The 25,465-nt window shown below is 58.7% G+C and carries 26 protein-coding genes, 1 tRNA gene and 2 pseudogenes; 19 read left to right on the top strand and 10 right to left on the bottom strand.

What is annotated here, in order from left to right; all coding sequences use genetic code 11:
- Nucleotides 1-133 precede the first annotated feature (133 nt).
- Together ABZO33_RS06585 and ABZO33_RS06580 are read left to right on the top strand one after the other, a co-directional pair.
- Complete coding sequence (locus tag ABZO33_RS06585; protein ID WP_414535343.1) at nt 134-319, top strand: hypothetical protein; 186 nt, start codon at nt 134-136, stop codon at nt 317-319.
- 339 nt (nt 320-658) lie between these two features.
- Complete coding sequence (locus tag ABZO33_RS06580) at nt 659-1,618, top strand: nucleoside-specific channel-forming protein Tsx (protein WP_414535342.1); 960 nt, start codon at nt 659-661, stop codon at nt 1,616-1,618.
- A 56-nt stretch (nt 1,619-1,674) separates the two neighbouring features.
- Here the strand turns inward: ABZO33_RS06580 and ABZO33_RS06575 are convergent, their stop codons facing one another.
- Nucleotides 1,675-1,971, bottom strand: coding sequence for an ArsR/SmtB family transcription factor (locus tag ABZO33_RS06575; protein ID WP_414535341.1), 297 nt, complete (start codon nt 1,969-1,971; stop codon nt 1,675-1,677).
- Between the two features lie 65 nt (nt 1,972-2,036).
- On the opposite strand from ABZO33_RS06575, the gene ABZO33_RS06570 reads away from it, so the two are divergent.
- Together ABZO33_RS06570 and ABZO33_RS06565 are read left to right on the top strand one after the other, a co-directional pair.
- Nucleotides 2,037-2,852: an alpha/beta fold hydrolase gene (locus ABZO33_RS06570; RefSeq protein WP_414535340.1), complete on the top strand. Its 816-nt coding sequence runs from the start codon at nt 2,037-2,039 to the stop codon at nt 2,850-2,852.
- A gap of 420 nt (nt 2,853-3,272) precedes the next feature.
- Nucleotides 3,273-3,809 carry a hypothetical protein gene (locus tag ABZO33_RS06565; RefSeq protein WP_414535682.1) on the top strand — a complete coding sequence of 179 codons (537 nt, stop codon included), beginning with the start codon at nt 3,273-3,275 and terminating at the stop codon, nt 3,807-3,809.
- A gap of 283 nt (nt 3,810-4,092) precedes the next feature.
- Here the strand turns inward: ABZO33_RS06565 and ABZO33_RS06560 are convergent, their stop codons facing one another.
- On the bottom strand, nt 4,093-4,749 hold the full coding sequence (locus ABZO33_RS06560) for a hypothetical protein (RefSeq protein ID WP_414535339.1): 657 nt from the start codon (nt 4,747-4,749) through the stop codon (nt 4,093-4,095).
- Nucleotides 4,750-4,987: 238 nt separating this feature from the next.
- Here ABZO33_RS06560 and ABZO33_RS06555 point away from each other — a divergent pair.
- Nucleotides 4,988-5,290: pseudogene (locus tag ABZO33_RS06555) on the top strand (DNA cytosine methyltransferase); the annotation flags it as partial.
- Between the two features lie 199 nt (nt 5,291-5,489).
- On the opposite strand, the gene ABZO33_RS06550 reads toward ABZO33_RS06555, so the two are convergent.
- A complete protein-coding gene (locus tag ABZO33_RS06550; RefSeq protein ID WP_414535338.1) occupies nt 5,490-5,747 on the bottom strand; it encodes a hypothetical protein in 258 nt (85 codons plus the stop codon).
- On the opposite strand from ABZO33_RS06550, the gene ABZO33_RS06545 reads away from it, so the two are divergent.
- A complete protein-coding gene (locus ABZO33_RS06545) occupies nt 5,742-5,984 on the top strand; it encodes a DUF4224 domain-containing protein (protein WP_414535337.1) in 243 nt (80 codons plus the stop codon). The genes ABZO33_RS06550 and ABZO33_RS06545 overlap by 6 nt on opposite strands.
- A 1-nt stretch (nt 5,985) precedes the next feature.
- A pseudogene (locus ABZO33_RS06540) lies at nt 5,986-6,330 on the top strand (integrase); the annotation flags it as partial.
- Between the two features lie 177 nt (nt 6,331-6,507).
- Here the strand turns inward: ABZO33_RS06540 and ABZO33_RS06535 are convergent.
- The 4 genes from ABZO33_RS06535 to ABZO33_RS06520 form a co-directional block, all read right to left on the bottom strand.
- Complete coding sequence (locus ABZO33_RS06535; protein WP_414535681.1) at nt 6,508-6,738, bottom strand: DUF2188 domain-containing protein; 231 nt, start codon at nt 6,736-6,738, stop codon at nt 6,508-6,510.
- Nucleotides 6,739-7,462: 724 nt separating this feature from the next.
- Entirely contained in the window at nt 7,463-7,876 is a 414-nt protein-coding gene (locus tag ABZO33_RS06530) for a hypothetical protein (protein ID WP_414535336.1), read from the bottom strand.
- Nucleotides 7,877-8,347: 471 nt separating this feature from the next.
- On the bottom strand, nt 8,348-8,824 hold the full coding sequence (locus ABZO33_RS06525; RefSeq protein WP_414535335.1) for a hypothetical protein: 477 nt from the start codon (nt 8,822-8,824) through the stop codon (nt 8,348-8,350).
- A 1,338-nt stretch (nt 8,825-10,162) separates the two neighbouring features.
- The gene (locus ABZO33_RS06520; protein ID WP_414535334.1) at nt 10,163-11,560 is read right to left on the bottom strand and encodes a hypothetical protein; all 1,398 of its coding nucleotides are present in this window, start codon (nt 11,558-11,560) and stop codon (nt 10,163-10,165) included.
- Nucleotides 11,561-11,955: 395 nt separating this feature from the next.
- Here ABZO33_RS06520 and ABZO33_RS06515 point away from each other — a divergent pair, with 395 nt between their 5' ends.
- The 4 genes from ABZO33_RS06515 (at nt 11,956) to ABZO33_RS06500 (ending at nt 16,489) form a co-directional block, all read left to right on the top strand.
- Complete coding sequence (locus tag ABZO33_RS06515; protein ID WP_414535333.1) at nt 11,956-13,572, top strand: pentapeptide repeat-containing protein; 1,617 nt, start codon at nt 11,956-11,958, stop codon at nt 13,570-13,572.
- A gap of 518 nt (nt 13,573-14,090) precedes the next feature.
- Entirely contained in the window at nt 14,091-14,768 is a 678-nt protein-coding gene (locus ABZO33_RS06510; protein WP_414535332.1) for a helix-turn-helix domain-containing protein, read from the top strand.
- 41 nt (nt 14,769-14,809) lie between these two features.
- The gene (locus tag ABZO33_RS06505) at nt 14,810-15,319 is read left to right on the top strand and encodes a hypothetical protein (RefSeq protein WP_414535331.1); all 510 of its coding nucleotides are present in this window, start codon (nt 14,810-14,812) and stop codon (nt 15,317-15,319) included.
- A 285-nt stretch (nt 15,320-15,604) separates the two neighbouring features.
- Entirely contained in the window at nt 15,605-16,489 is an 885-nt protein-coding gene (locus ABZO33_RS06500) for a tyrosine-type recombinase/integrase (protein WP_414535680.1), read from the top strand.
- A gap of 122 nt (nt 16,490-16,611) precedes the next feature.
- On the opposite strand, the gene ABZO33_RS06495 is transcribed toward ABZO33_RS06500, so the two are convergent.
- Nucleotides 16,612-16,699, bottom strand: a tRNA-Ser gene (locus ABZO33_RS06495).
- Between the two features lie 146 nt (nt 16,700-16,845).
- Here ABZO33_RS06495 and ABZO33_RS06490 point away from each other — a divergent pair.
- The 8 genes from ABZO33_RS06490 (at nt 16,846) to ABZO33_RS06455 (ending at nt 22,647) form a co-directional block, all read left to right on the top strand.
- Nucleotides 16,846-17,517, top strand: a complete 672-nt coding sequence (locus ABZO33_RS06490; RefSeq protein WP_028692373.1) for a Bax inhibitor-1/YccA family protein — start codon at nt 16,846-16,848, stop codon at nt 17,515-17,517.
- Nucleotides 17,518-17,730: 213 nt separating this feature from the next.
- Entirely contained in the window at nt 17,731-19,110 is a 1,380-nt protein-coding gene (locus tag ABZO33_RS06485; protein WP_414535330.1) for a nucleobase:cation symporter-2 family protein, read from the top strand.
- A gap of 85 nt (nt 19,111-19,195) precedes the next feature.
- Nucleotides 19,196-19,588, top strand: coding sequence for a sulfurtransferase complex subunit TusD (tusD, locus tag ABZO33_RS06480; protein ID WP_414535329.1), 393 nt, complete (start codon nt 19,196-19,198; stop codon nt 19,586-19,588).
- A 1-nt stretch (nt 19,589) separates the two neighbouring features.
- Nucleotides 19,590-19,949: a sulfurtransferase complex subunit TusC gene (gene tusC / locus ABZO33_RS06475; protein WP_094010420.1), complete on the top strand. Its 360-nt coding sequence runs from the start codon at nt 19,590-19,592 to the stop codon at nt 19,947-19,949.
- Nucleotides 19,949-20,245, top strand: a complete 297-nt coding sequence (gene tusB, locus ABZO33_RS06470; protein ID WP_414535328.1) for a sulfurtransferase complex subunit TusB — start codon at nt 19,949-19,951, stop codon at nt 20,243-20,245. The genes tusC and tusB overlap by 1 nt, the downstream gene beginning before the upstream one ends.
- On the top strand, nt 20,242-20,577 hold the full coding sequence (locus tag ABZO33_RS06465) for a TusE/DsrC/DsvC family sulfur relay protein (protein WP_414535327.1): 336 nt from the start codon (nt 20,242-20,244) through the stop codon (nt 20,575-20,577). Before tusB ends, ABZO33_RS06465 begins: the two co-directional genes overlap by 4 nt.
- 29 nt (nt 20,578-20,606) lie before the next feature.
- Nucleotides 20,607-21,590, top strand: a complete 984-nt coding sequence (locus ABZO33_RS06460; protein WP_414535679.1) for a glycosyl transferase family protein — start codon at nt 20,607-20,609, stop codon at nt 21,588-21,590.
- Nucleotides 21,591-21,687: 97 nt separating this feature from the next.
- Entirely contained in the window at nt 21,688-22,647 is a 960-nt protein-coding gene (locus ABZO33_RS06455; protein WP_414535326.1) for a glutathione S-transferase family protein, read from the top strand.
- Between the two features lie 131 nt (nt 22,648-22,778).
- On the opposite strand, the gene cysG is transcribed toward ABZO33_RS06455, so the two are convergent.
- Both cysG and serS read right to left on the bottom strand, forming a co-directional pair.
- Nucleotides 22,779-24,170 carry a siroheme synthase CysG gene (gene cysG / locus ABZO33_RS06450; protein WP_414535325.1) on the bottom strand — a complete coding sequence of 464 codons (1,392 nt, stop codon included), beginning with the start codon at nt 24,168-24,170 and terminating at the stop codon, nt 22,779-22,781.
- On the bottom strand, nt 24,171-25,451 hold the full coding sequence (gene serS / locus ABZO33_RS06445) for a serine--tRNA ligase (RefSeq protein WP_414535324.1): 1,281 nt from the start codon (nt 25,449-25,451) through the stop codon (nt 24,171-24,173). It abuts the gene before it with no gap.
- Between the last annotated feature and the right edge of the window lie 14 nt (nt 25,452-25,465).

The following is a 25,465-nucleotide window of genomic DNA, read 5'->3' as shown; positions in this document are numbered from 1 at the left end:
TCTTTTGTCGCTGTAGGACGCTTCGACAGCTGTGTCAGCCAGTGTATGAATAATCAGTATTGGCCAGGGAATTGAACTGATACCGTCGAGCCTTTCCTACAACGGCACGGATGCCACGGCCAGTGAGAACGACATGGACAACTACGACAGCTCGGCACTTGGACTGCAGAAATGCCTGCTGAACCTGCGGCGCGATCATGCACGGATGAAGGCATCCGGAGAGCTGGAAAGAGCGGCGATACTGGCGCAGGTGATCGGGCGGATGGAGCAAGGGTTGCAGGAGGCTTCCAAAGGCAGGAAGCCCGAGACACTGCAGTGAAGTGATCCAGTCATAGGGCGATGGTTTTGCCGTGACACGTCACAAGCCATCGCCCAATCCGCCCGCGTTCAATCGACGCCCCGCTACCGCGCCTTTTGCCTCCCCCTGCAGCATGACTGCTCCCTGCTCGCGCCTGCCCCCATCCCTCGCCCTCCTTCTATGCAACCGACTAACCGAAGGGTCAGCTGAAACCCTGTGTTCAGGTTTTATTTCAGCGACCTCTGGCAGGTTGGTACAGAGTATGCAAACGTTTGCTTAAAACAATTAAGCGAACAATCGCCGAAGCTGTCGCCCATCTCCAGCCCACTTGGGCTGGCACCGCATGAACAAGGACTTTCGATGCGTCAATCTGCTTTCCTCCGCCCAGCGGCCCGCCCCCACCTGGCTGCCTCCCTGCTACTGGGCACTGTTACGGGACTACTCAGCCTCACCCTCCATGCCCAGGAAACTGCCCCCACCGAGTCAGCCCAGGGCGAGGCCCTGAGCCCGGCCGCCGCGCCGGCCAAATCAGGCCCCTACCTGTCGGACTGGTACAACCAGAACTTCACCCTGATCGGCAGCAAGGACATCAGCTTCGGCCCGCGACCGACCGACGATATCTACCTGGAGTACGAATACTTTGGCCGCAAGGGGCCGTTCGAGCTTTACGGCTACATCGACATTCCGAAAATCCTCACCATCGGCAACAGCCATGACAAAGGCGTCTGGGATCGCGGCTCGCCGGTTTTCATGGAGCATGAACCGCGGATCTCCATCGATTACCTGGCCGGACGCAGCCTGGCCGTCGGCCCATTCAAGGAATGGTACGTAGCCTTCGACTGGATCTACGACCACGGCAGCAACAGCGCCAACCGCGCCAATACCCTCTACAGCGGCCTGGGCACCGACATCGACACCCATTCGCGGGTCAACCTGTCGGCCAACTTCTACGGCCGCTACCAGTGGGAAAACTATGGCGCCAGCAACGAGTATTCGTGGGACGGTTATCGGGCTCAGCTGAAGTACATCGTACCCCTCGGCAAGTTCGACAACGGCGCCTCGCTGACCTATATCGGTTTCACCAACTTCGATTTCGGCTCGGATCTGCACAAGGACAACCCCAACCGCACGGCCAACGCCACGGTGGCCACCAACGTGTTGCTGTATGCCTTTACCCACCTGCGTTTCACCCTGGTCGGCCGTTACTTCCACAATGGCGGTAACTGGCAGGATGGCAGCGAGCTGAATTTCGGCGATGGGGATTTCCGCGGCCGGTCCGATGGCTGGGGGTATTACGCGGGGGTCGGGTACCAGTTCTGACCGTTTGAGCCATGCAGGCTGATGCAGCGTTGTACTTCGCCTCGACTCAAGCGTTTCTAGACACCTGGCGCCAACTCAAGCCGGAACCACTCCAGAAACTCGAGAATCTCAGCATCATTACGCTTGCAGTACGACCATTTTTGCTGCTTTGAAACCGAGATGAACCTCGCCTGCCTGAGAATTTCAAGGTGACGGCTCGCTGTTGGCTGGGCAACACCCAACGCACTGGCGATAAGGGTCATGCAGACGCCGAACTCGACCGGGTCTGCCGACCCTTGATCGGCGAAGTGCTCACGAGGCGCTGCGAGCAGGCGAAGTATCGCCATGCGAACCTCACTGCTCATCGCTTTCATCTGTGTTGATCTGTCCATGCCTGCATCATATAGTCATTTAGCTAAATGACAATGTGAGGTGAGCCATGTTGGATCTACCCTACGCATCGAGCATCGAAGGCAACACGGTCAGATGGGGAAAAATGGGCACAGGCGCGCCGCTGGTCGCCATCCATGGCACGCCCTTCTCTTCGCAGGTATGGAGGCGCGTCATACCCCATCTCACTGACCGCAGGACCGTGTATTACTTCGACCTGGTTGGCTATGGCCTGTCTGAAATGCGGGAGGGCCAGGATGTTTCACTGGCGATTCAGAACAAGGTCCTGGCTGCGCTTTTCAAGGAATGGGGCATCGAGCGCCCTGACGTCCTGGCCCATGACTTTGGAGGCGCGACAGCGCTGCGCGGGTACTACCTGAACGGTCTGCGCTATGCGTCTCTCACCATTTTCGATGCGGTAGCCCTGGCACCCTGGGGCTCTCCTTTCGTTCAGCATGTCCGTCAACATGAAGCCGCCTTTTCCGGGATGCCTGACTACATGCATCGGGCGCTGCTGGCCGCCTATCTGCAAACCTCTGCGGCCAATCCCCTCAGTGACGAGGCCCTGCAGGTTTACAGCGCACCATGGCAGGGGCCGATTGGCCAGGCGGCCTTTTACCGACAGATCGCACAGATGGATCAGGTCTACACCGCGGAAGTTGAACCGCTGTACGGGAGGCTGGATTGTCCCGTGTCGGTGCTTTGGGGTGCGGAGGACGCGTGGATTCCCTACTCCCAGGGGGAGCGTCTTGCTGGGCTTATCTCCCAATGGCCCTGCGTCCGAGTAGAAAACTCGGGCCACCTGATGCAGGAAGACAGGCCAGAAGCGATTGTGGCGGCGGTTTTGAAGCAGATTGGCTACTGAGCGAAGATCGCCGGTCTGTTTCGGGCCAGTTTGCCTGTGCGGCCGCGGCTGTCAGCCTTGGCGCATGCCTCTAGATGGGTGAGACCGCCACAGCAACCGCGCGGAAACACCTGGCTGCCAAAATGCGATAAAAGCCCCTCGCCCCCTCAAAGAACGCCCTCCCGGACAATTCCCAACTCCCAGAAACGCAAAAAGCCCTGACATTGTCAGGACTTCAAATACCTGGCCGTCCTGCCCCGGCGCCCGAACCTTTGTTCCAGGCAGTAGCCAAGGGCAAAGCCTGGCACATCATTGATGTTTGCTACCGGCAATACCAAGAGATTCTGCTTTAGCGGCCATGCGGCCATGCACATTATCGAAGCAATGGAAGCAGGCAAGCGAACCAGCATTTTTCGCACCGCAGATCAACGGAGGTGCCGTATGGCGATGGACCAAACAGAGCGCGACCAGCGCCGGCACGAAAGGGCCGAGCGACTGCAGGAAGAGGATCTGCGCTTGAAGGTCCGACCAGGGACTAAACAGGCCCTGCTGGACCTAATGGAGTGGGCCGGGATCGAGGAACAGGGCGAGGCGATGACGCTGATGATTCATCACATCGAAGCGCTGGGGCATCACGCGCTGTTCAGGATTGCGCGCCACGAAATCGAGGATCACAGATCTGTGGCGCGGACTGAGCCGCTTCGGCTGTCGGCCAGGAAGCAAACTGGCCAGCACCTGCGGGCCATCTGCGGATGGGCGGATGCCACCTACAGCCAGATTATCGAGGCGCTGATCCACGGAATTCACACCCTGAGCCGGCGGCACGCAGCAAAGTTTCTTACCCCGCCGCGGCACGAAATCAGCATATCGCCGCGCCTGGCTCTGGCCTTCGACCGGAAGAGCATGCTGATGATTCAGCAGGACCCAGGAGACGAGGTCATTCAGCCAGGTCAATGGGGCCGTAGTATCCGCTGCTAGGCATCCCTGCCCCTACCCACTGAGCTGCATATTCCTTCGCCTCTTCAATGACATCAGCGAAGTTATTCGACTCAACCGATCTCCACGTGATTCTTTTGGGAGGACTCTCGGCCACTATGTATACCTCGGTCGGCGCAGATCCATCTTCGTTACCCCTGGGTTGATTCGGATGTCGACATCACCTGAGCGGCAGCGGAAACACCGCAATATGCCAAATGTGATTTAATCACAACCCATGCCTCACCTCACCAACTGAATCCTCGCCCGAGCACTCACAGCCCGGCTACTCAAAATATTCCAGCTCGGGGCTTAACACAAACTTGTCGACAGAGAATCTAACAAAGATAAATCGCTGAGAGCCTTTACTACCATTGGCCCGAATGTACTTCACTGTGATACCCGCCCCACGCTGTTGACCATCAGAATACTTAATTCCGTTAAAACTGATAGCTTTCCCGGGTGAAAGCAACCCATAAATCGATGGCCCCGCCTTTTGGGATCCATCACCCGAATTCATTTCAACTGTGAATTGACGACAAGCGTTTTCAATACTTTCGATAGAAAACACTTCAATTTTATCTGCGCCTGAAGACCTGCAACCCAGAGACTTTACCTGCAAAACCGGGTCAAGTGTCAAGTCGTGTTTCTTTGCAATTTCCTGCTGTAAATCAAACGAGGCCTTTAGCTCAGAGACCTGCATTTCCAAAGCTTGAGTACTTGCGCTAAGCTCTTTTCCTTGCTGTCTATAGCCTAGCACCAGCCAAAGAAATGCGAGCGGGCCAAATGCGCCTGCCGCAAAGTCTCCCAGCTCATTCAAGGGCAGTGAAATTAGCTCCCTGACACGAGCACATACAATTCCAAGAATCAATGACAGGTAGCTAACGGTAATGATCTTTGCCCACGACTCAAAACCTAAATCCCCTAAGTATTTTGCATGCATATGTGATTTTTTTACTAACCACCGGCACCGCTGTGAAACCTGTGCACGCACCCACCTTGCCCATACAGAGTACTTTCGCCACTTTGCCACGATCAATTCTCTTCCATGATTCCAGATCGCCATCTTATCAAACGACCCTAAGTGCCACCACATTCCGCTCGACGATCCACGATGACTCTCCCTTTAATCCCTTTGGCTCATCTTCCCTAGCACAGAGCCTGCACGCAAGGACGACAACATGACCTGTATGACCTCCCTCGCCCTGGTTGTCGATCTCTTCGCCGGCGGCGGCGCCAGCAGCGGTATTGCCGAGGCTTACCGCGAGCCGGATGTCGCTGTGAACCACAACCCAATCGCCCTGGCCGTGCATCGCGCCAACCACCAGCAGAGCGAGCACTACGTGGCGGACGTTTTCGAGGTCGACCCGGTCATGGCTACCAAAGATCAGCCGGTCGGCATCTTGTGGGCATCGCCCGACTGCCGGCACCACAACATGGCTAAGGGCGGCAAGCCTCGCAATCGCAAGATTCGCGGCCTCGCCTGACCAAGCACGCCGTTGGCGTGAAGCTCACTAAGCCGCAAGGAGAATCACTGCCGATGGCCATGTTCAAGGACTTGTGGGTTTCCATCAACGGCCCGGAAGCCTGGGAAAACAATCCGTGGATATGGGTCGTCGAGTTCAAGAGGATCGAGCCATAACTGACCTGCTCGAAACGCGAGCTTAAATCCATCCTACCAACTTAAACCCGCTGGCGATTCGACCTATAGCCCGCACTGAGCAACAACAAACCAGGCACCAGTAGCCCAACTGCGGTGTAGCCGAAGGCTTCCTGTCCCGACGCACCTATAGCGGCAAAGGCGGCGCCAATCGCAACGAGCGGTGCACCTGCGAAGTAGAAAGGTTTTTTTTGGCTGTCTTGCCCATATCGATCCTCCTGATTGAGGCCCCATTTAATCACACCTGCCGCCATCAGCGGCGTGGAGACCATCACATGCAAACCGAGATTCTTTCGGACGAAGAGCTAGCCGAACTGACTGACTATAAGGCCAGGGGATATCAGCGTTGCTGGCTAGAGGAACGTGGCTGGGTACTCGTTGAAACCCGAAGCGGGCGCCCACTGGTTGACCGCCATTACGTCCGCATGAAGCTGGGCGTGAGCCTTGGAATAATGCCAACGGCGTCGCCACCACCAGTAGTCCCCGCGTGGACACCTGACATTTCGAAGGTGAGGTGAAATGCGCCCAAGGAAGACTGAGAGCCGTGACCTGCCGCCCGACATGTACCGGCGCAAGCGCACTAGTAAGAGCATGAAAAACCCTGGCAAGGAGTGGATCAGCTACTTCTACTTGGATAAGTCTGGGAAGCCGGTACCGCTGGGCACTGACCTGAATCTGGCAAGGCTGAAGTGGGCCGAGCTGGAAGCGAAGGAGAAACCCAAGGACCTGGTCACCATGGGTGCGATCTTTGACCGATACGAGCGCGACATCATCCCGAAGAAGGCGCCGCGCACTCAGAAAGACAACCTGGCGGAGATACGCCAGTTGCGTAGCTACTTCGAGAAGGCTCCAATCGACGGCATTGAGAGCATGGTGCGAGCGCTCCTGATGGCAACCTGTCATGGTGAATGACCCACGCCAAATGAACGTCATAGACAACCCGTTACTAAACCCTCGTATCCATTAGAGAGCTGGGGAGTGTGCACCAGCAAAGCTGGTGCACCTGACGCCCATGCAAGGGTAACCTGCAATGAAAAACGGTCATCCTTTGGTGCGCTGCGGGTCAGCCGACCGAGGGTAGACACGCTCTTCTTCAAGAGTACCGTCCTCATTGTGAATCTTGACCGACGCATTTTTACGAGCGAAGAAGTCGGCCAACCCCCCCAGCAGTTCTTGCCTCGTCGCTGCATATTGAGAGGCTCGATCAGCTCCTGCCTTCCTCAACTCCCAACCATGTAAAGCGGGGGTGACATCGTAGTTCTCGACTACCATTTTCCCCTTAAGGATCTTAGTGTAGTAAATATAAACCTTGTTACTAAGATCACTTTGATCCTTATAAATCAGAACCCGCTCACTCTGCAAATCAAAGGCAATTTCTTCTACACCCTGAGAAACCAACAACACATTCTTGCCGAGCGCATGAGCAATCCCGAGCTCGTAGTGCACATTAGGATTGCGCCCATTGATAATAGCAACAATAAATGAAGAGCAAATAATCTGCTCAATGATATGTTTTAGTATATTGCCAACCTTGAATGCTTCGTCGCCACGAACAGCAACCAGATCATTCATTGCACACGCCGACTTGATAGTGCCGTAAGTTTCTTCATACATCGAATGGAACGGCGTCAGCACAAACACCTGATTCTCTTTAATTTTCAGAGAACCCAAGTCAATGCCTAGATCTTCGATAAACTGATAAGGCCTCAAGGCAGCCGCGGCATTGCCTGATGGAGTCAGGTTACCTTCGGCACGCGCTGAGTTACCTTCAACAACCAGATGATTGACGTCCTGCCACCGATCCGGATTTTTCTGCATACGCTCGGTTAGACGGTAAATCTTTTCCTCAAACGACTTACGCATAACCTCAAGCTCAACTCTTCGAGCCTGCTCATTATAGCGCGTCTTGCTTCTACTCGAATAAAGCACATAAACACCGAGCACAATTGACAGGATTGCGGAAACAGACCCTGCTACCCCTGCAACATCTTTGAGATCAAGAAAGACCATTTTGCTTACTCACCAGAAGTGTTACAGAATAAAACGCCATCATGATAGTAATAAAAAAGTTAAGTCCTGTACCCAAGACGATTCCCGCCAACCTCCACCAAACCAACCTCCCCTTTTCCACTTCCGAAATACAAATCCGCCAAATCACAATACTGAATATCTTTAAAGATATAAAACCCAACAAAAGAAACATGGCTTCAGACAGGGCGCCACCACTACCCAAGATCATGATAAAACTGATCAGCGTCGACACCCCAAAAATTGAAATGTCGACAGGGATTTCCATCGTGGCCCGCCATACTTCTTGACCGCTTATTGGCCTGCATGCGGTCAACTTCACCATAAACACAATTGACAACAGAGCGATCGGCAGAACCGCTGTATACGTTGCGGGGGTCATTTAATGCAATCCTATGCCTCGATACTTTCTCATTTTTCTAGCAAGTGCCGCGCACCATGTGCCAGCCCAAGGAGTGGCATTATGCCACACCCATGAGCTATTCCAGAGAGGCGTTTTGGGTGGGCAGGTACCGTCACAGGCTAGAGCAACATGTGCTCCAAGCCTGCCGCGGCGTGACCCCTAGCATCCTGCATTTAATGGCCGCCCTGGTTCAGTCGGTGGCGGCGCCCTCAGTGCTTGAGTAACCCCAAGATAAGGTTGGCCAAGCCAATACCGATTTTCAGGAGTTCAATCAGGCGTGCAGCCCACCGCCTTTCGCGACCCGCACTTCTAGCCTGTGCGCTGGACGGTGATGTGGATTTTTTCTCTCGGCCCTTCTGTGGGCGCTTGGAAGATGCACGACGTTTTTTGGTAGGCACGAGCAAAGCTCCCCATTCGAAAAAGGAAAAAATGAAAATTTCGAAGGGAGAGTTAACGAAGGCGGTGCTTGTAGCCGCTGAGCTCAGGGCCGTCAGCATGCAAAGGGATACTCAAGACAGCATGCCGAGAGTAGGCAAGAAGCGCATAAAGTCTCGCCAGGACGGCAAGGCTGTAGGTCAGAACACTCGTCCAGATACGCGCTTGGCGCTGCAAGCTCGCGGTTAAGCCGATAGCCTCGCTGATATCATCGAGAGCATTCAACACCAATCGCGCACGCTCAATGGCGGTAACGATTGTTTTGTAGTGGGCGGTTTTGCCGGAGCCTAGGGTTAAGTCGATGATGTAGCCGATCGCTTCATTGGCCCTCTTTCGGCGCCCAGCGTCTGTAAGCGACGGCTCAAAACAGCCACCCTCTTCTCGCTCGAGCTTTCGGAACTCAGCTCTCAGCTCATCAATGATGGACGCATGCTGCCCAGGATCAGAATCCGGCAAGTTGCCTGAAGGCGTTGTGTGGGTTTGATCGTCCATAGGGATTCTCATGAATGACACCCGGATACGTTAACCAGCTCAGCAGCCGTAGACAACTAATTTTGGTGACACTTCTATCCCTGGTAGACCTCTACGCACTCCTCCGCCGCTCCACCAGTGCGCGATCCACAAAAATGTTGGGCGCAGTGCTTGCTCAAAGCGATGATGGGATCGCAAAGAGAATACGACTCTCCGCTTACGAATACTGAACCTCACATAGACCTTCTGGCAAACAAATAAAAAAGCAGCTCCTGAGAGCTGCTTTTCGGTACTACTCCCCCTTTTTATGCTTATGGGGCTTCAGATCTGGATGATCTTTTTTCTTTTCAGGCGTAACTCTCTGCCTTTTATCTGGAGTACCATCTTCGTTTGTTCGTTTCGGGCCTGGCTTGATGCTCATACTTGATTTCCTATCGTCTGGTTTGCGAAGCCTACTTTTAGATAGTTCAAATCCTGTCAGGCGTCAAACCGAAATCGGACAAGATCTTGCACTTTGGCGCATGAGCTCGGTAACCGCCAGTAGGCTTGTAAGACCGTAGCAGCTTTGACACCTTCCGAGTTGGGTAAGCCCCCACGAGACTCACTGCGGAGCTAGTTTTAGCTTTCCGTTAGCCTGCGTTACTGCCCGCCGTCCCGGCGGAATAGCAAGGACTCGCCCGTCAGTACCTTGCTGTGAGGTATAACCTTTAGGTATTGCAACAACTCGGCCATCGGAGCCTTGCCGGCTCGTGCCCCCAGGTGGGATCACCACCACTCGACCATCGCTACCTTGCCGACTTGTAGCTCCGGGCGGAATCGCCACTACTCGACCATCGCTACCCTGCCTAGAAGTCCAGCCCGATTGGATTTCGACAACCCTGCCGTCCGACCCCTGCCTTGAGGTTGCGCCAGGTCGGATAGGCACAACATGGCCATCTGAGCCCTGACGAGATGTCCAGCCCGTGGGGATTGTTATCGACTTACCGTCAGAACCTCTGCGTTGAGTTGGCATAAAACTCCTTGTAATGAGTCCCTTCTACCCAGGCGGCGCTGCCACCCAGCCCCCGTGGTACTACACGACATTATATGTACCGAGATCTGGGAAATTTCCACCAGCCTCTCGATGACCTGTCTGAGTCTGTCCTCGGCCTATAATGGCTGGTGTGTGAGCTTGACCCAGTCGGCCGGCGACAGTGGGGACGCTCACCATGCGTCCCCTCTACACAGTTGGTCGTCAACCAGGGGCCGTCAACCTCACTAGCTCGAACCTGCACGGCCTAGATTAATCCTGGATCGAGTGATTGAGAATCAACCGATAAATGGTGGCCAATGCAGTGGCTCACCTTCAATGTTCGAAGGTCATTGGCCGGGGCGCGCCAGTAAGATTGGCTGGATGACGTCGCGTGTAATCAACTCAAGACCTTGGTCACCAAAGAACAAACCTGAGACCTTCTGTGAGTCCAGAGCGCCATCTGTGTGGGCCCTATGCATTTGCAGTGCAACCAGCTTCATGGTGAGTTGGAGCACCTGCCAGGCGATGGGCGTCAATCCATTATGCCGGCTCTCGTCTTTCGCAATCAGAGAGCGCAGAACCTGTGGAGCCGGCTCATGATCTACGAACTTTGGTGCTAGACCGTCAACCACTTTCCGAAGCAGGTTGAGCAGTGACTGTCCGTACTCCTGCGTGATGACCATGAACTGTTCAAACCCTTCAAAAGACGCCACTGGTTGAGGTGGTACCCGCGAGAGAATGTCAGCGACGATCGTTTCTGTGTGTCGCGCATGCAGCTTTTGCTGAAACCGCCCAACAGCCCTCGACGCCGCACCCGAGTGAATCATGTCATAAAGGGAAACCCCCGGTTTGCCGATCTCCGTGTTGAAGATGGTTTGAGGCACCTCGGTTACGGAGTCTCCTGCCCGATCAGCCAGGGGGTTGATGAACGTGCACACCGTCTTTTTATCGCCTGAATACTCAACCGGCCCCAAATCCACGCCGAAGCCCAGGCATGAGAAAAATGATACATAGGCGTATGCCCGTGACGTGACGTCACACACCCCCACCGCCAACGTGTGGCCGAAGTCGTAGGGATTGTCACCCACAACTGAGGAGGCCTCCCGGCCATCCCACCAGACCAACTCCTGCTCCCAGTTCGCCTTGTCATCTTCAAGGTCGCGCTGGAGCATTTCCTTGAAGCTCTTCAGCCCTTCATGTCGAGCAGCATCAGGGAATGAGTGCGCAAAGAACGTCATCGCAAGGTAGCCGACAGCTTGCAAGAAATCACACCCGCCAAACCTCAACTGGATGCGGTTACCTTCAGTTCGGTAGTGCGTTTGCGGTGCCCCCGTTTGCTTAAGATCAATCTTGATCTTATCTGTCTGATTAGCTTCAACCCAGCGCTTGGCTACGTCCAGGCTGGGCACAGCAAGCTTCACCTCGGTGCTCGCTCCAACGCTTGCTAAATCAAGAGGCGGTGGCATATCGATGTCGATGTTCGAACCAGCCATGCGATAACGGGTATCACCGTCCATAAAGAAATAGGGCTTGGCCTTGTCCTTGCGATCCGGCCTCACCTCTAATGCACCGTTCATCATGGCCAGCTGGGTTTCCAAACGCGCCACCAGCTTACCGAAGCCAAGGTTGTGGTCATGGCAATAGATACCGCGATTGGTTCTACGCCCGCCCAACGCGGCGGGAAAGATATGCTCGTTTGACTTCGCAGGCTCACCGCAGATGATGCATGCTCGATTCGTAGCCATTACCTCTCCTTACTGACCCTAGCCGTTATCAAGGGCTCTTGCGCCCGATGAGTATCGCAATGATGTTCATGAAGCCAGCCAGTATAGGGCCTAGCCATGGCAGAGGTATGACGGTGATTTGATCCGCTGCAGCCAGCTTCCACTGCCCGTGAAGATCTATTGATCAGGGTCTTTAAGACCTGATGCCTGCTCACCTCCACCTGGTCAGCAAGGAGTTATGAACGCTTCAGGGCTGGTCAATGTGACCAGATCGGACAGCTGTCACCCCATCAGGGATGACGTCCAGACTTACGCAAGCTGAGCTGGGCTGACGCTTATATTGCACCTACCTGACCTGTCTCACAGAAAGACAATTCGTTACCCTGTCGACCTCAACTTTCTAAGCACCAGTCGACATGTCTGTGAACCGTAAGCAGCCCATCAGGGCAGTATTCCCACGCAAAGCGTCGCCCAAGGAGGAAGCGAACCAGACTGAGCTGTCGTCCCTCCTCTCCTACGCCCTTCTCATTCTCTACGTATTGGCCAGCGTATCGTCCACCAAGGACTCTATGCTGCTCATGCCAAACAACGGGATTCAACTGCCACTGGTGAGCGCCACAGTGTCTGTGGTTGGGTTTTACGTCCTGAGCCCCCTGATCGTGCTAGTAGGGCATCTGGTGACCTTGAGAAGGCTCCCGAAGATGTTTGCAGGGCTCAAGTCCTCACGTCCGAGAAATGCGTCAGAAATACTCAGTCTTCGTACCGACCTGGCGATGCTGATTTGCCTACTGTCTGCGGGCCCAGCAACTCTGTTCTACATCCTCACCACTTTCACGGCCTACCAGAGCCCGCTGCTCTTCGTGCTACACGTCGCGGCGCTCTACTGCGCTTGCTATGCCACGCGCATTCGCATTAGAGAACTGCTCGCTGCCAGTTTCAGCACGCGCATCCAAACCAATACGAAGCGGATTCGAGGTTTAGCCACGGGAGTATTCGAGCTCTGGTTGCTGGTGTGCATTGATGTGATCTTCCTACCCACGCACCTCTCTCCAGTGCTATGGCTGAAGACCCACACGCACTGGCTGGACAATCAAGATGGCGGCACAGTTTTCTGGGTACCTCATATTGAAATTGATAGGGGCGAGCAGCTGTGGAAGGGGCCATCCAATACGGATGCGGAGCTTGCAGCATACTCGGGCCACGCCGACCCAAAGGAATACTTCATGACCCGTGAGGTGGCGATGGATCTGCGATCACGCAATCTACGCTACCTGGATATCAGCTTGCAGGTCATCCCGCGGATCTGGGCGCAAAATGCGGATCTTGCAGGCGCTAATTTTTCATTCTCTCGGCTCTACGGGACAGTCTTTGTGGACACCGTCCTGAACGGTGCCAATTTCAACATGGCCTCGCTAGACGGGGCGACATTCATGAACATCGACCTCGTGTCCACCGACTTCACCCAAACCAGGCTGAAAGGCACGCTCTGGGACAACGTGACAGTGAAAAAATCAGCCTTTGTTAATGCTGACCTCTCCCTCGCATCATTCTTCAATGTCTCCTTCGATCATGTGGAGTTCCTGGGCACATCCTTCCCGGCCACCTCTCTGTTTGAGGTCGATGGGAACAAGGTGAGCTTCGCCACTCGGGAACCCATCAAAATCATGTCCCGAGCTGAATCAGACGGTTGGCTGGAAAGCAGTGACTCCTTTTTTGAAGTGAACCCCAGGGCCGCGTTAGAAAGCGTCCAGGCCCATCTGTGCAAGCCAAAGCCAAGCCCAGACTGGGCTTATGCATGGGGCTTGTTTGTCCAGACGAAGCTACTGCTTGCGCGTACGGAGCCGGAGGTTGCCAAAGCCATTCAGGAATTCATGAAGATCAAAGGTTGCGACAACCTGCCCGATCGGGGCCTCAGGGAGGATGTAGCGGGCATTCTCACAGCCGCAGTCAAAGACAAGGCTGCCCAGGCACACAGTGACTCTGCGCTCCCACGTAGCAAGCCGCCGAAGCCGGAGGGCCCAAGCACTCAATGAGCCAAGTAGAGAACAGAAGGTCAATTGAGCGATAAGGACGCAGGAGGACGGGAGGAAGCAAGGTCTCGTGAAAACCACGCTAAAATCCCTACCTGCCCTGCTCGCCGGCATCCGAGTGTTCAGTGGCCATGGTTAAGCGATCAATATCCCACGTGCCGAGAACCTCTATGCCCATTCTCGGCTCTCAAGAAAGGCCTTATGAGGCCCTCTAATCGTCAGAAATAGGATCTAAACGCAAAAATGTGAAAAATATTTTGCGCATACCCAAGACATTCACGCCTCCCCAGGAGGACGGGAATGACCCCAGGAGGGAGATCCACAAGCCCTCATCCCGGGAGACTCCACCGTCCTACAAATCATATTCAGCAATTAACCACATCAACTGTGGAGCACATTCAGCGAAATCCACACGCAGCATAACAGTGCGGGGGAGACACCCTAGTCGCCACCCACCCCATTGCCACCCTGATTTTGACGCACCCATAATCGGCTCCGACTCAGACATTACGGAGCCCATCATGGCCACTACCCCTCAGCCTGCCAGCACTCGAAAAAAGCCTGTTGCATCCAAAACCACTGCAAGCACGAAGAAAGCTGATGCGAAAGCCAGCACTCCCAAGATCAATGCCCCTGGCACGGCCGCAGAGCAGCTAGAGGACAGCAATAAAGCAGGCTCGGACGAGCCAGCTGCGAGCGAGACCACGGCAGCAAGCGCAACCCCACCTGCCAAATCTAAGAAAAGCAAAAAGCCGCCCGCCGAGGACAAATCGATCGCTGACCGCTGGGGCAAAGACCTGACCGCATCTGGCTGGACGGCAATCCCCAACGTCTTGTTCGAATACTCTCAGGAGCTGGGCCTCAAAACGCTCGATATGGTGATCATCCTTCACCTCGCCGGCTACTGGTGGCGCAAAGGAAATGATCCGTTCCCAAGCAAGGCGACCCTGGCCCGCAAGATTGGGGTTGAACCGCGGACGGTGCAACGTGCCATCGCAGAACTCGAGAGCAAGGGTTACATCGAGCGTACCAAGCGCTTCGCCACCAGCGGCGGCAATCTCAGTAACAGTTACTCGTTCGACGGGCTCATCAAGACAGCCCGCACCTTTGCCAAACAGATGATTACTGAACGCGAGGCGAAAGCAGTAGCCACAAGCCGGAAGAAACCTACGCGCGCTGCAGCAAAGGCCTCGCGATAACGCCTCGCATGTCACCGCAATCGGCCAGCGAGGACTGAGCAATGGGCAATAGTCAGCAGGGTGATGTGATAGTCGCTCAAGCGTTCCGAGCGCTAATAGAACATGCGATGCGTCTGGAGCAAGCAGGCCTGCGCCTCGATCAAGCCGGTCACGTCGCAGAGTTCACTTACCTCCTGACGGCGAAGCAGTTCGATCGAATTCGGAAAATATGCCGCCAACAGCAGTGGCCGGTACCGAACTGCAGAGGTATCCGATTTGACCTGGAAGCGATCAGACATGCGCTGCTCGCCCGGCAAATGAAAGACGGGTGCACCCCTGACGAGGTGCTTGAGATCATAACGAGCGCGTATTGCAGCCAAAGCCAGGTTGGCCTGAACAAACCTAAGCATGCGCAGGTGATGATGTTCAGCGGCGGGCGCAAGGTGCTGGTGGGAAAGACACGCTACCAGGCCGTGGCCATCATCAAGGTTTGCCAAGAAGGAGGCAGAAAGTACTTGGCCCCCGTCACGGCTTTTCACGCGACGGAGGCCAAGGTACGCAGCATTTCGTGACTACGGAGGAAGGACGGCCTCAGAAGCAAGCCTCCCGCACTGAAGCGGAACAGCCCAAACGCTTCCGATTTCCCTTCATATGACCCACAGCTAAAGGGCCTACGCAGCACCGCCGACAAATTTTCTGCTGTCTACGTAGTCAACTCGCAATGCTACGGACGATGCCAGTGCAATGCAACGCCTGACCTACCCAACGGCTTTGGCGAGCGGGTATTCCCGGCGCAACCGGATGACAACCATCTTGAAGCAACCAGTGATTGCGAAGGCCGTGGCACATGCCGCGACATACGGGAAGCCTTGCCGAAAGTCACTCGCCTGATGAGCCACCTCTTCGATCGATACGAGCGAGATGTCATCCCAACCAAGAAGCCTCGGACACAGAAGGACAATCTGGCCGAGCTTCGGCAGCTCAGGAAGGCTTTCAGCGACGCACCTATCGAAGCGATCACGCCGCACACGCTTGCTCAGTACCGCGACAGGCGCACTGGGAAGGTGCGGGCAAATCGAGAGATCGCCCTGCTGTCGCATATCTTCAACATGGCGAGGGAATGGGGAGTGACTTCTCAGGTTAACCCAGCGGCTGGGGTTCGCAAGAACAAGGAGAAGCCGCGGGACTTCTACGCCGGCCCTGCAATCTGGGATGCGGTGTACGCAGTCGCCGTACCGGAACTCAGGGATGCGATGGACCTGGCCTACCTCACCGGTCAGCGGCCAGCCGATGTCCTGGCGTCTAGGGCGTCAGACGTGGTCGACGGGTACCTGCAAATTGACCAGGGCAAGACAGCCAAGAAGCTTCGGATACGACTGGCCACTGACGGTGAGCAGAGCCAGATGTCGCTTCTGCTTGAGCGTCTGCTGCTGCAGCGTAGGGAGCGAGGCGTGCGAGGCCCATACCTGATCAATACAGAGGACGGTCGCAATGTCACCAGGTCGATGCTTCGACTCCGGTGGGATGACGCGAGAAGGGTAGCGGCAGACAGGGCGATTGATGACATGGACCCAGCCCTAGCCGATCGGATCAAGGGCTTCCAGTTCCGAGACATCCGCCCAAAGGCTGCCAGTGAAATCGAGGACCTGGCCCATGCAAGCAGGCTGCTCGGCCATACCGACAAGCGCATAACAGAGGTTGTTTACCGCCGCGTCGGAGAGGTTGTAAAGCCAACCCGGTGACGGAACAAACCAGCAAGGTTGCGGAACACCTCTTAAAAGATGCGGAACACTTGCGCGAATCACCCAGCCTAAACGCATGCCCCAAAAACGCAAAAAGCCCTGAAAAATCAGGGCTTTGAATATGGCGGAAGCGTAGAGATTCGAACTCTAGGATAGTTGCCCATCGACGGTTTTCAAGACCGTTGCCTTAAACCACTCGGCCACGCTTCCAGCTGTTTTGCGGCGGCAATAATACCTTAATGTAACAAGCTGTCAAACTCTCTGTGTCGCGGCTTGCGACAGCTCTGATATGCTCTGCACCATACGTTCCACTACCGCAGGTCCCGGACCGCGGTCTCACCCCAAAGGAGTGCGCCATGCGCGAACAGGATTACGCCGTCCAACACGGCCAGCAGGTCGAGCAGCAGGAGGTCAGCAAGGTCCTGCGCAACACGTACAGCCTGCTGGCCCTCACCCTCGCCTTCAGCGGCATCATGGCCTTCGTCGCCCAGCAGATGCGTGTCGGCTACCCGAACATCTTCGTGGTGCTGATCGGCTTCTACGGCCTGTTCTTCCTCACCAACAAGCTGCGTGATTCGGCCTGGGGCCTGGTGTCCACCTTTGCCCTCACCGGCTTCATGGGCTTCATCCTCGGCCCGATCCTCAACCGCTACCTGGGCATGGCCGGTGGCGCCGAAGTGGTCAGTTCGGCCTTCGCCATGACCGCACTGGTGTTCGGCGGCCTGTCGGCCTACGTGCTGATCACCCGCAAGGACATGAGCTTCCTCAGCGGCTTCATCACCGCCGGTTTCTTCGTCCTGCTGGGTGCCGTGGTGGCCAGCTTCTTCTTCCAGATCAGCGGCCTGCAACTGGCGATCAGCGCTGGCTTCGTACTGTTCTCGTCGGTCTGCATTTTGTTCCAGACCAGCGCCATCATCCATGGCGGCGAGCGCAACTACATCATGGCCACCATCAGCCTGTACGTGTCGATCTACAACCTGTTCGTCAGCCTGCTGCAGTTGTTCGGCATCATGGGCCGCGACGACTGATCGAATCTGTTGCCACCGCCTCAGGAAAAGCCCGCTTCGGCGGGCTTTTTCGTGCCCGTTGAATAGCTGCAGGAAAGCCGCCGGAGATTGACTTAAAAGTCAGCTTATTAGCCGATTCCGCCGCGATTGTGCGGCCATCGTGCTTGCCTCTACCGCAATGGCCGTTCTGCCCGTAGAATGCGCTCCTTTTTTCTTCCGGGGCGGCATTTTCCCATGAGTTCACACGAACACGGCCCAGGCGCGGCGGCGCCTGCCAATGAACTGGTCCTTGGCCTCGAGGACAAGCCTCGCCTGCTGATCGGCCTGCTGGCGGCACTGCAGCACTTGCTGGCGATCATCGTGCCGATCGTCACGCCGGGCTTGCTGATCTGTCAGGCGTTGGGCGTGTCGGCGCGTGACACCAACCTGATCGTGTCGATGTCGCTGGTGATCTCGGGTATCGCCACCTTTGTCCAGTGCAAGCGCTTTGGGCCGTTTGGCGCCGGGCTGCTGATCGTGCAGGGCACTAGCTTCAACTTCGTCGGCCCGCTGATCGCTGGCGGCGCGCTGATGGTCAAGCAAGGCACACCGGTCGAGGGCGTGATGGCGGCGATCTTTGGTGTGGTCATCGCCGGTTCGTTCGTGGAAATGGGTGTGTCGCGCATCCTGCCCTTCGTCAAACGCCTGATCACCCCGCTGGTGACCGGCATCGTCGTGCTGATGATCGGCCTGACCCTGATCAAGGTCGGCTTGATCAGCATGGGCGGCGGCTTCGGTGCCATGGCCAACGGCACCTTCGCCGATGGCGAGAACCTGCTGCTGTCGGGCGTGGTGCTGGCGATCATCGTTATCCTCAACCGTGTCCCGGTGGTATGGATGCGCAGTTGCGCCATCGTCATCGCCCTGGCTGTGGGCTACGCCCTGGCCGGCTACCTGGGCCGCCTGGACTTTACCGGGATGCACCAGGCCGCGCTGTTCCAGGTGCCGACGCCGCTGCACTTCGGCCTGGGCTTCTCCTGGTCGCTGTTCATCCCGATGCTGGTGATCTACCTGGTCACCTCGCTGGAGGCCATCGGTGACGTGACCGCGACCAGCAAGGTTTCGCGCCAACCGGTGGAAGGCCCGGTGTGGATGCAACGGATCAAGGGCGGGGTGCTGGTCAACGGCGCCAACTCGCTCCTGGCGGGCTTGTTCAACACCTTCCCCAGCTCGATCTTCGCCCAGAACAACGGCGTGATTCAGCTGACCGGCATTGCCAGCCGCCATATCGGTATCTGGATCGCCGCCATGCTGATCCTGCTGGGCCTGTTCCCGTCGGTTGCCGGGGTGATCCAGGCTGTGCCGGAGCCGGTGCTTGGCGGTGCGGCCATGGTGATGTTCGGCGCCGTCGCGGCCTCGGGCATCAATATCCTCGCCAGCACCCGCCTCGACCGCCGCGCCCTGCTGATCATCGCCGTGTCGCTGTCGCTGGGCCTGGGCGTGGCCCAGGTACCGGAGTTCCTCGCGCACATGCCGGCGGCACTGCGCAACGTGCTGGAGTCGGGCGTCGCCACCGGCGGCATCTGTGCCCTGCTGCTCAACTGGTTCCTGCCTGAGGGCAAGGAACAGGCCTGAGCCCAGGCGATCCGAGCAAAAGCCCGCGCCCACCTGCGCGGGCTTTTTGCTTTATCATGGCCGCATTCATTTGCTCGAGCCTTACATGAAATTCGCCATTGCGGTCTTTTCCCCGGCCCATACGCCCTCCTCGCGCCGCGCCTTGCGCTTTGCCGAGACGGTGCTGGCCGGCGGGCATGAAATTGCCCGGCTGTTCTTCTACCAGGACGGGGTACACAGTGCTTCGGCCAATATCGTCGCGCCCCAGGATGAGCTGGACGTGGCCGCGCAGTGGCGCGCTTTCGTCAGCGATCACCGGCTCGACGCCGTGGTGTGCATTGCCGCGGCCCTGCGCCGGGGTGTGCTCGACGACACCGAGGCCAACCGCTACCAGCGCCCGGCGGTGAACCTGCCGATGCCGTGGGAGCTGTCAGGCCTGGGCCAGCTGCACGAAGCCGCGCAACTGGCCGACCGCCTGGTCTGCTTCGGAGGTGATTGAAATGGCCAAGTCCTTGCTGATCATCAGCCGTCAGGCGCCATGGAGCGGCCCGTCCGCTCGCGAAGCGCTGGACATCGCCCTGGCCGGTGGTGCCTTCGACTTGCCGCTGGGCATGCTGTTCCTTGATGACGGCGTGTTCCAGCTCGCCGCCGCTCAGCAGCCAGACGCCGTGCAACAGAAGAACCTGGCCGCCAACCTCCAGGCCCTGCCAATGTTCGGTGTCGAGGAGCTGTTCGCCTGTGGCCACAGCCTCGCCCGCCGAGGGCTGGACAACGACGCCCTGTCACTGCCGGTGGAAGTGCTCGACAACGCCGCGCTGACCGCGCTGATTGCCCGTTTCGACCAGGTGGTGACGCTCTGATGACGACCCTGCACGTAATCGCCCATTCGCCCTTCGGGGACGAGCGCCTGGCCAGTTGCCTGCGCCTGCTGGGCCCACAAGACGCATTGCTGCTGTGCGGTGACGCCACCTACGCGCTCAAGGCCGGCAGCGAGCCGTTCGCCGCCCTGCAGGCCGCAAACCTCGGCGAGCGCCTGTTCGCCCTCGCCGAAGACCTGCAGGCCCGCGCCCTCGACAACCCGCTGGCCAAGGCCGTGGACTACGCCGCCTTCGTCGAGCTCTCCCTTCTCCACGACAAGGTCAACAGCTGGCTATGAGTACCCTGACTGTCGGCGATCGGAGCATCGCCCTGGACAAGGACGGCTTCCTGGTCGAACTGCAGGATTGGTCCCGCGAAGTCGCCGAGGCCCTCGCCACGCGCGAAAGCATCGCCCTGACCGCAGACCACTGGGAAATCCTCGAACTGCTGCGCCAGTTCTACCAGGAGTACCAGCTGTCGCCGGCCACCCGTCCGCTGATCAAGTACACCGCGCTCAAGCTCGGCACCGAGAAAGGCAACAGCCCACACCTCAATCGCCTGTTCAACGGCACCCCCGCCAAACTTGCCGCCAAGCTGGCGGGCCTGCCCAAGCCGACCAACTGCATATGACTGAGCCACAGCTGAACGAAGCACGCCCTTTGACCCTGGAAACCCCGGCCGAACACCCGTTCGCCGAGTTCGTGCGCATACTTGGCAAGGGCAAGCGTGGCGCCCGCGGCCTGACCCGCGAAGAAGCCCGCGCCGCGATGACCCTGCTGCTCGAGGGCAAGGTCGAGGACACCCAGCTGGGTGCCTTCCTGATGCTGCTGCGGCACAAGGAAGAAAGCGCCGAGGAGCTGGCCGGCTTCACCGAGGCCCTGCGCGCCCACCTGCACGCCCCCCAGATCACCGTCGACCTCGACTGGCCCAGCTACGCCGGCAAGAAGCGCCACCTGCCCTGGTACCTGCTGGCGGCCAAGTGCCTGGCAGGCAACGGCGTGCGTATCCTGATGCACGGTGGCGGCGCCCATACGGCGGGCAGGCTGTACACCGAGCAACTGCTCGACCTGCTGGGTATCCCGCTGTGTCGCAACTGGACGACCGTGGAGCAAGCCCTGGACAGCCATCGGCTGGCCTTCTTCCCGTTGCAGGACTGGGCGCCACAACTTCAGCGCATGATCGACCTGCGTAACACTCTGGGTCTGCGCTCGCCCATCCACTCCCTGGCCCGGGTGCTCAACCCGCTTGGCGCCCGCTGCGGCCTGCAGAGCATCTTCCACCCCGGCTACCAGGCGGTGCACCGCGAGGCCAGCCGCCTGCTCGGCGACCACGCCGTGGTCATCAAGGGCGACGGCGGCGAGATCGAGGTCAACCCGGATGTCATCAGCCACCTGTACGGCACCTCGGCCGGCGAGACCTGGGACGAGGAATGGCCGGCCCTCAGCGCCCAGCGCCATGTGAAGCCGGCCAGCCTGCAGCCCGAGCACCTGCTGGCGGTATGGCGTGGCGAGGCACAGGACAGCTATGGCGAGCTGGCCGTGGTCGCCACCATGGCCTTGGCCCTGCGCGGGCTGGGCCAAGGCCGCGAGCAGGCGTTCAGCTGCGCTCGCGACTACTGGGCCAGGCGCAGAAGCATCGAATAACCCGATAAATACGGCGCACTCTTTGCGCTATTTATTCGAACGCTTTTCACTAGACTGAGCTCCAACGACAAACGACTTTGTTCCGAGGAGCTCCGCAATGGGCCTTTTGATCGATGGCCGCTGGCATGACCAGTGGTACCAGACCAGCCAGGATGGCGCGTTCAAGCGCGAGAACGCCCAGCGCCGCAATCAATTGCCCGCCGCCGAGGCCGGCCGTTATCACCTGTACGTGTCACTGGCCTGCCCTTGGGCGCATCGCACCCTGATTTTCCGCGCCATCAAGGGCCTGGAACCGCTGATCGACGTCTCCGTGGTCAGCTGGCTGATGGGCGAGCACGGCTGGACCTTCGACCAGCAGCAGGGCTCCAGCGGTGATCATCTGGACGCATTGCAGTACCTGCACCAGCGCTACACCCAGGACGACCCGCACTACACTGGCCGGGTGACCGTGCCGGTGCTGTGGGACAAACAGGAGAAGCGCATCATCAACAACGAGTCGGCCGAGATCATCCGCATCTTCAACAGTGCGTTCAACGAACTGACCGGCAACACCCTGGACCTGTACCCCGAGCCGCTGCGCGCCACCATTGATGCGCTCAACGACCGTATCTACCCAGCCGTGAACAACGGCGTGTACCGCGCAGGCTTCGCCACCTCGCAGGAAGCTTACGAGGCCGCCTTCGACGATGTCTTCAACGAGTTGGACCACCTGGAAGCGCTACTGGGCCGCCAGCGTTATCTGGCCGGTGAGTACCTGACCGAAGCCGATGTACGGCTGTTCACCACGCTGGTGCGTTTCGACGCGGTGTACCACGGGCACTTCAAGTGCAACCTGCGCCGCTTGAGCGACTACCCGAACCTGTCCAACTGGCTGCGCGAGCTGTACCAGTGGCCGGGCGTGGCGGGCACGGTGAACATGGAGCATATCCAGAAGCACTATTACATGAGCCACAAGACCATCAACCCGAACGGGATCGTGCCCAAGGGGCCGTTGCAGGACTTTGGCTTGGCGCATGATCGGGAGCGGTTAATGGGCAAAGGGATCTGGAAGGCTTGATAAAGCTAGGGCTGCTTTGCAGCCCATCGCCGCGGTTCGTCGCCACGGCAAGCCGGCTCCCACAGGGGCTTGCATGATCCTGTGCGAGCCGATTTATCGTGGCGATGGGCCGCAAGGCGGCCCCAGTCATTTCAGGCGTCTTGCGAGCCTTCGAACCACGCCAGCTTCTCGCGCAACTGCACCACTTCCCCGACGATCACCAGGGTCGGCGCATGCACTTCGTGGCGTGCCACCAGCTCCGGCAAGTCAGCCAAGGTACCGGTGAACACCCGCTGGTTGCGGGTGGTGCCCTGCTGCACCAGCGCAGCCGGCGTACTCGCCGCACGGCCATGGCGGATCAACTCGGCACAGATGGTCGGCAAGCCAACCAGGCCCATGTAGAACACCAGGGTCTGGGCCGGCGCCACCAGGTCATCCCAGGGCAGGTTGCTGGTGCCGTCCTTCAGGTGGCCGGTAACGAAGCGCACTGACTGGGCATAGTCGCGGTGGGTCAGCGGAATCCCGCCATAGGCCGAACAACCACTGGCCGCCGTGATGCCCGGCACCACCTGGAACGGAATACCCTCGTCAGCCAGCTCCTCGATCTCTTCACCACCCCGGCCAAAGATAAACGGATCGCCACCCTTGAGCCGCAGCACGCGCTTGCCCTGGCGAGCGAGGTCGACCAGCAGGCGGTTGATCTTATCCTGCGGCACGGCATGATCGGCGCGGCGCTTGCCGACATAGATGCGCTCGGCGTCACGCCGGCACATCTCGATGATGGCCGGAGCCACCAGGCGGTCGTACAGCACCACGTCGGCCTGCTGCATCAGGCGCAAGGCGCGGAAGGTCAGCAGGTCCGGATCACCCGGTCCTGCGCCAACCAGATACACCTCGCCGCCCTGCTGCACCGGCGCGCCGTCGACCATCGCCTGCAACAGGCGCTCGGCTTCGACGCCCTGCCCGGCCAGCTGGCGCTCGGCGACCGGCCCCTGGAACACGCTCTCCCAGAAGCCGCGACGCTGGTTGACGTCCGGGTACAAGGCTTTGACCTTGTGACGGAAACGCGCGGCCAGCCCGGCCAGCTCGCCGTAGGCGGACGGGATCCAGGCTTCCAGCTTGGCGCGAATCAACCGCGCCAGCACCGGGGCGTCGCCGCCGCTGGAAACCGCCACTACCAACGGTGAACGGTCGACAATGGCAGGGAAGATCACCGTGCACAGGGCCGGCGCGTCCACCACGTTGACCGGCAGGCTGCGCGCCTGGGCCTCGGTCGAGACCTGAGCGTTGAGCGCCGAGTCGTCGGTCGCTGCGATCACCAACCGGCAGCCATCCAGGTCCGAGGCCCGGTAGCCACGCACCAGGACCTCGCCACCGCCCTCACGGGCCAGCGCGGCCAGCTGGCCGTCGACCTCAGGCGCCACCACCCGCAGCGCGGCGCCGGCATCGGCCAGCAAGCGCGCTTTGCGCAAGGCGATCTCGCCGCCACCGACGACCAGCACACGGCCGCCCTGCAGCTTATGGAAAAGCGGCAGGTAGTCCATTCAGCGAATGACCTCGACGCCACCCATGTACGGCTTGAGCACTTCCGGCACGCGGATCGAACCGTCGGCCTGTTGGTAGTTCTCCAGCACCGCGACCAAGGTACGGCCGACGGCCAGGCCCGAACCGTTGAGGGTGTGCACCAGCTCCGGCTTGCCGGTTTCCGGGTTGCGCCAGCGGGCCTGCATGCGACGCGCCTGGAAATCACCGCAGTTGGAGCAGGAGCTGATCTCGCGGTACTTGTCCTGGCTTGGCACCCAGACTTCCAGGTCGTAGGTCTTCACCGCGCCGAAGCCCATGTCACCGGTGCACAGCGCCAGTACGCGATACGGCAGTTCCAGCAGCTGCAGCACGCGTTCGGCGTTGGCGGTCAGGCCTTCCAGGGCTTCCATGGATTTCGCGGGCTCGACCACCTGGACCATCTCGACCTTGTCGAACTGGTGCTGGCGGATCATGCCGCGGGTGTCACGGCCCGAGGCACCGGCCTCGCTGCGGAAGCACGGGGTGTGGGCAACCAGCTTGAGCGGCAGCTGCTTGGCGTCGAGGATTTCACCCGCCACCAGGTTGGTCAGCGACACTTCGGCGGTCGGGATCAGGTAGAAGTCAGCCTCGCCTTCGCGGGTGATCTTGAACAGGTCTTCCTCGAACTTCGGCAGCTGGCCGGTGCCCTGCAGGGCCGGGGCCTGCACCAGGTACGGGGTGTAGTGCTCCTCGTAGCCGTGCTCACCGGTGTGCAGGTTGATCATGAACTGCGCCAGGGCGCGGTGCAGGCGGGCCACCGGGCCGCGCAGCACGGCAAAGCGGGCGCCGGAGAGCTTGGCTGCGGCCTCGAAGTCCAGGCCACCGCTGACTTCGCCCAGGGCGACGTGGTCCTTGATTTCGAAATCGAAGGCCTTCGGCGTGCCCCAGCGGCGCACTTCGACGTTGTCGTCTTCGCTGGTGCCGACCGGCACGCTGGCGTCCGGCAGGTTGGGGATGGTCAGCAGGATGCCGTCCAGTTCCGCCTGGATGCCGTCCAGCTCGGTCTTGCCGGCGGCCAGCTCGTTGGCCATGCGCTCGACGTCGGCCATCAGCGGGGCGATGTCCTCGCCCTTGGCCTTGGCCTGACCGATGGACTTGGAGCGGGCGTTACGCTCGGCCTGCAGCTGCTCGGTGCGGGTCTGCACGGCCTTGCGGCGCTCTTCCAGCGATTCGATGCGCGCGACATCCAGGCTGAAGCCACGGGAGGCCAGGCGGTCAGCCACTTCCTGAAGTTGGCCGCGTAACAGTTTGGAATCGAGCATATCGTTCTCTCGTT

Source organism: Pseudomonas sp. CAM1A (assembly GCF_047501685.1).
Lineage (GTDB): Bacteria > Pseudomonadota > Gammaproteobacteria > Pseudomonadales > Pseudomonadaceae > Aquipseudomonas.
This window is presented reverse-complemented; position numbering and strand designations above follow the sequence as displayed.